The organism is Mesorhizobium sp. M7A.F.Ca.CA.004.04.2.1 (assembly GCF_004022825.1).
In the GTDB taxonomy this organism is placed as follows: domain Bacteria; phylum Pseudomonadota; class Alphaproteobacteria; order Rhizobiales; family Rhizobiaceae; genus Mesorhizobium.
The window spans coordinates 1-3,882 of sequence record NZ_RZPH01000574.1 but is presented as its reverse complement, the minus strand read 5'-3'; the positions used below and the strand labels follow the sequence as shown (position 1 = coordinate 3,882).

Here is a 3,882-nt window from a genome sequence, read left to right as displayed (position 1 = left end):
ATTCTACCGCGCTCGGACAGATCACGCCGCTCTTGATGCTGGTCGGCTCCTCGATCCTGTTTGGCGAGCGGATCGGCGGCCGGCGCATGGCGCTGATCGGGCTCGGCTTCGTTGGAGCGCTGATGGTGGCGCAGCCGACCATGCAAGGCATTTCGGTCTACGCCTTGCTGGCGCTCGGCAATGCCACATTTGCGGCGGCGCGCGACCTTGCCGGCCGGCGGGTCGCGGCCGAGGTGCCGGGGATGATCGTGGCGATCTCCGCCGTCGTGGTGGTGCTGATCGGCGCCGGCGCCGCGCATCTGGTTTCCGAGCGTTGGGTCATGCCCGGGGCACATCACCTGCTGCTGATGGCCGGCGCCGGATTTTTCCTGATCTTCGGCCATTTCTTCATCTTCATGGCCTATCGCATCGGACCGACCAGCGCCGTGGCGCCGTTCTACTATTGCTTCACCGTCTGGGCGGTCATTTCGGGCCTGCTGGTGTTCGGGCAATTCCCCAACGCGCTGGCGATCTGCGGCATCCTGCTGGTCATCGGCAGCGGGCTGACCATCGTGTCGCTGGATCAGCGTCGCCGCCGGCTGGCCGTCGTGGCGTAACCTTGGCACCCAGGCAGGTGCTCACGAGGCGTTGCCGGGCCGAAAAAGATCGTCTAATCGGCGAAGCAACGTTCGATCGACGACGACATGATCAATCAGCCAGCGGAGTTCCCCGTGACCGATTTTGACCAAAACAACAACTCCGACGCCGAGCACAAAGCCGCTATCCGCAAGTCGCTTGTCGGCTGGGCGGTGTTCATCGCCGGAACGCTGATCTTTTTCGTCGCCGCCGATGCAGTGCTGATGCCATAGACGAGCCGCTGCACGTACCGGCCTGAAGCCGGTCTTGCCTTCAGAAACTCGAAACCTCAGACGATCGGCAGGCGCCTAAAGCGTCCGCCTTGCGCTGAACTGATGGTAGGCCCACAGAACGACCACCGCGCCGATGACGGCAACGATCAGGCTGTAGATGTTGAGGCCGGTGACGCCTGACGCGCCGAAGGCACTGAAGATCAGACCGCCGACAATGGCGCCGACGATGCCAAGCACGATGTCCATGATGACACCCTGGCCGGTCTTGTTGACGATCTTGCTGCCTATGAAGCCGGCGACCACGCCGAGAATGATCCAGCTGATGATACCCATTTTTTCCTCTCCATCCCCTCGCCAGCCGAACATTTTCATAGGATTGTCAAAACCTCAAGCCAGCTTGAAATTCCGCCCGAATGCTTCATTGTTGAGGAGGGGTCGGGCCTTGGTCGCTATGGAGGATCCACTATGGGACTTTTTGACAATGCCGTTCCCGGCGGCAACATCACCAAACCCCTGATGATCGCGCTCGGCGCATTGCTGGTCGGCAAGATGCTGAGCGGCAGAAGTGCCGAAGCGCCAGAACAGTCTCCCGCGCCCGCTCCGACCGCCCCCGTTCCCGTCCCTACGGAAACCACATCCGCCGATGGTGGCCTGGCTGGCGGCTTGGGCGGCCTGCTCGACAAGCTCAGAAATGCCGGCCACGGCAATGCCGCCGACTCCTGGGTCGGCACCGGGCAGAACCAGCCGATCAACGCCAACGATCTTGGCGCCGCGATCGGACCGCAGATCATTCGCGAGATCGCGCAACGGACCGGGCTGGACGAGCAGGAACTGCTCAAGCAACTGTCCACCGCCCTGCCCGGCATCGTCGACAGACTGACGCCGAACGGCCAGGTGCCGCAGCAGCACCAGGTCGCCACCGCGTTCAACAGCTGACGCGGCAGCCACGACAATTGGAGCGCTGCGCCTCGTGCGCAGTGTTTCGGTTTGCCGGTGATGGGATGAGTGTCTGGAGCGGGTAGCGGGAATCGAACCCGCATATTCAGCTTGGAAGGCTGCTGCTCTACCACTGAGCTATACCCGCGCCTTACCTGAAGTACCGGATTCATCCGAAAAGCGCCATGCACTTTTCGGTCCGATTCTTGTCGCGTTTCAGGGCTTCCGGGCCGGCAGTGGTGGAGAGGGTTGGATTCGAACCAACGTAAGCTAAGCTAACGGATTTACAGTCCGTCCCCTTTAACCACTCGGGCACCTCTCCAGTCTGCCGCCGGAGCCATGCAACGAGGCATTCACGCCGATCCGGACCCGAGTTATGTGTTCTCCGAAACCAGCGCAGCGCCTTATGGCGGCAAGCCCATTGGGTGTCAACCGCGCAACCATGGTTTTTCGTTTCTGTTCGCCGGCTGTGACGGCGGGCCATATCCTTGGCCGGAGGACACCGCTATAGAAGCCAGCCATGAGCGATAAAACCAACACTCCCAAAGACACCCATTACGCCAAGCTGCGCCGCGCCTATCGCGACGAGAAAAGCGGCGGCGCGCCGGCGTTCCGGCCCCGACAGCCGGTTCCGCCGGGCGAAAATGCCGCGGACGGGCTGGTGAGGCTCTACGGCCTGCACACGGTGCGCGCCGCACTCGACAATCCGCGCCGCAAGATCAGGAAGATGCTGGTGACGCGCAATGCGGCCGAGCGCCTCGAAATAGCCGATCTCGCCGCCCTGCCCTTCAAGATCGAACTGGTCGAACCCAGGGACATCGACAAGATCACCGGGTCGGACGCCGTGCATCAGGGTGTGCTGATCGAGGCCGAGCCGCTGAAAGCCAAGCGGCTCGATGCGCTTGGTGACGCGAAGCTGGTGCTGGTGCTCGACCAGATCACCGACCCGCACAATGTCGGCGCCATCCTGCGCTCCGCGGTCGCCTTCGGCGCCGGCGCGCTGATCACCACAGCCCGCCACAGCCCGCAGGAATCGGGCGTGCTGGCGAAATCCGCCTCCGGCGCGCTGGAGCACATCGACCAGATCGAGGTGAAGAACCTCGCCGACGCGCTCGGCCAGCTGCACGAGGCGGGCTTTCGCACCATCGGGCTTGATTCGGACGCGCCGGCCGAACTCGAAAAGAGCTTTGCCGGAGAAAAGATCGCCCTGGTGCTGGGCGCCGAAGGCAAGGGCCTGCGCCAGAAGACCCGCGAGACGGTGACGACGCTGGCGCGGCTCGACATGCCCGGCGCCATCCATTCGCTCAACGTGTCGAATGCCGCGGCGATCAGCCTTTACGTGGCGAGGAAGTTTTTAGCGAGTAGCGAATAGCGAATAGCGAATAGCGAAAGTCGAATCCCGGCTATTCGTGGCTGCAATCCCTAATCCCTAATCCCTATTCCCCATTCGCTATTCGCTATTCGCTCCTTCCCCACCTCATGCCCCGCCATCCGCTCCAGCGCCCTGACCAGCGCCGAATGATCTTCCTTGGCGCCGCCATTGGCCGCGCAGGAATTGAACAGCTGCTGAGTCGTCGAGGTGTTGGGCAAGGAAACGCCGAGCGCCTTCGCGCCCTCCAGCGCGAGGTTCAGATCCTTCTGGTGCAGTTCGATCCGAAAACCCGGCGCGAAGGTGCGCTTGACCATGCGCTCGCCATGCACTTCCAAAATGCGCGAAGCCGCCAGCCCGCCCATCAGCGCCTGCCTGACCTTGGCCGGATCGGCGCCGGCTTTCGAAGCAAAAACAAGCGCTTCGGCGACAGCTTCAATGGTCAGCGCGACGACGATCTGGTTGGCCACCTTGGTGGTCTGGCCAACCCCGTTCGGCCCGACCAGGGTAATGTTCTTGCCCATCTTCTCGAACACGGGCCTGGCGCGCTCGAACGGGTTTTCCTCGCCGCCGACCATGATGGTCAGCGACGCCGCCTTGGCGCCGACCTCGCCGCCCGAGACCGGTGCGTCGAGATAGTCGCAGCCGAGATCGTTGATCTTCTTCGCGAACACCTTGGTCTCGATCGGCGAGATCGAGCTCATGTCGATGACCAGCTTGCCCTTGGCC

The 3,882-nt window shown here is 62.8% G+C and carries 6 protein-coding genes and 2 tRNA genes; 4 read left to right on the top strand and 4 right to left on the bottom strand.

The window, feature by feature from the left end:
- Both EN893_RS22885 and EN893_RS38210 read left to right on the top strand, forming a co-directional pair.
- Positions 1-596 (top strand): DMT family transporter (locus EN893_RS22885; RefSeq protein ID WP_164901032.1); only part of this gene is annotated, 596 nt, incomplete at its 5' end.
- 114 nt (positions 597-710) lie between these two features.
- On the top strand, positions 711-848 hold the full coding sequence (locus tag EN893_RS38210) for a hypothetical protein (RefSeq protein WP_164749104.1): 138 nt from the start codon (positions 711-713) through the stop codon (positions 846-848).
- Between the two features lie 75 nt (positions 849-923).
- Here the strand turns inward: EN893_RS38210 and EN893_RS22880 are convergent, their stop codons facing one another.
- The gene (locus EN893_RS22880) at positions 924-1,181 is read right to left on the bottom strand and encodes a GlsB/YeaQ/YmgE family stress response membrane protein (protein ID WP_013531402.1); all 258 of its coding nucleotides are present in this window, start codon (positions 1,179-1,181) and stop codon (positions 924-926) included.
- 132 nt (positions 1,182-1,313) lie between these two features.
- Here EN893_RS22880 and EN893_RS22875 point away from each other — a divergent pair, with 132 nt between their 5' ends.
- Positions 1,314-1,784 carry a YidB family protein gene (locus tag EN893_RS22875; RefSeq protein WP_127268141.1) on the top strand — a complete coding sequence of 157 codons (471 nt, stop codon included), beginning with the start codon at positions 1,314-1,316 and terminating at the stop codon, positions 1,782-1,784.
- A gap of 74 nt (positions 1,785-1,858) precedes the next feature.
- Here the strand turns inward: EN893_RS22875 and EN893_RS22870 are convergent.
- Positions 1,859-1,932 (bottom strand) — tRNA-Gly (locus tag EN893_RS22870).
- 89 nt (positions 1,933-2,021) lie between these two features.
- Positions 2,022-2,106: transfer RNA gene (locus EN893_RS22865), tRNA-Tyr, on the bottom strand.
- A 198-nt stretch (positions 2,107-2,304) separates the two neighbouring features.
- Here EN893_RS22865 and rlmB point away from each other — a divergent pair.
- Complete coding sequence (gene rlmB, locus EN893_RS22860) at positions 2,305-3,156, top strand: 23S rRNA (guanosine(2251)-2'-O)-methyltransferase RlmB (protein ID WP_127273424.1); 852 nt, start codon at positions 2,305-2,307, stop codon at positions 3,154-3,156.
- A gap of 50 nt (positions 3,157-3,206) precedes the next feature.
- On the opposite strand, the gene EN893_RS22855 is transcribed toward rlmB, so the two are convergent.
- A partial coding sequence (locus EN893_RS22855; RefSeq protein ID WP_128361793.1) for an NAD-binding protein occupies positions 3,207-3,882 on the bottom strand: 676 nt, incomplete at its 5' end.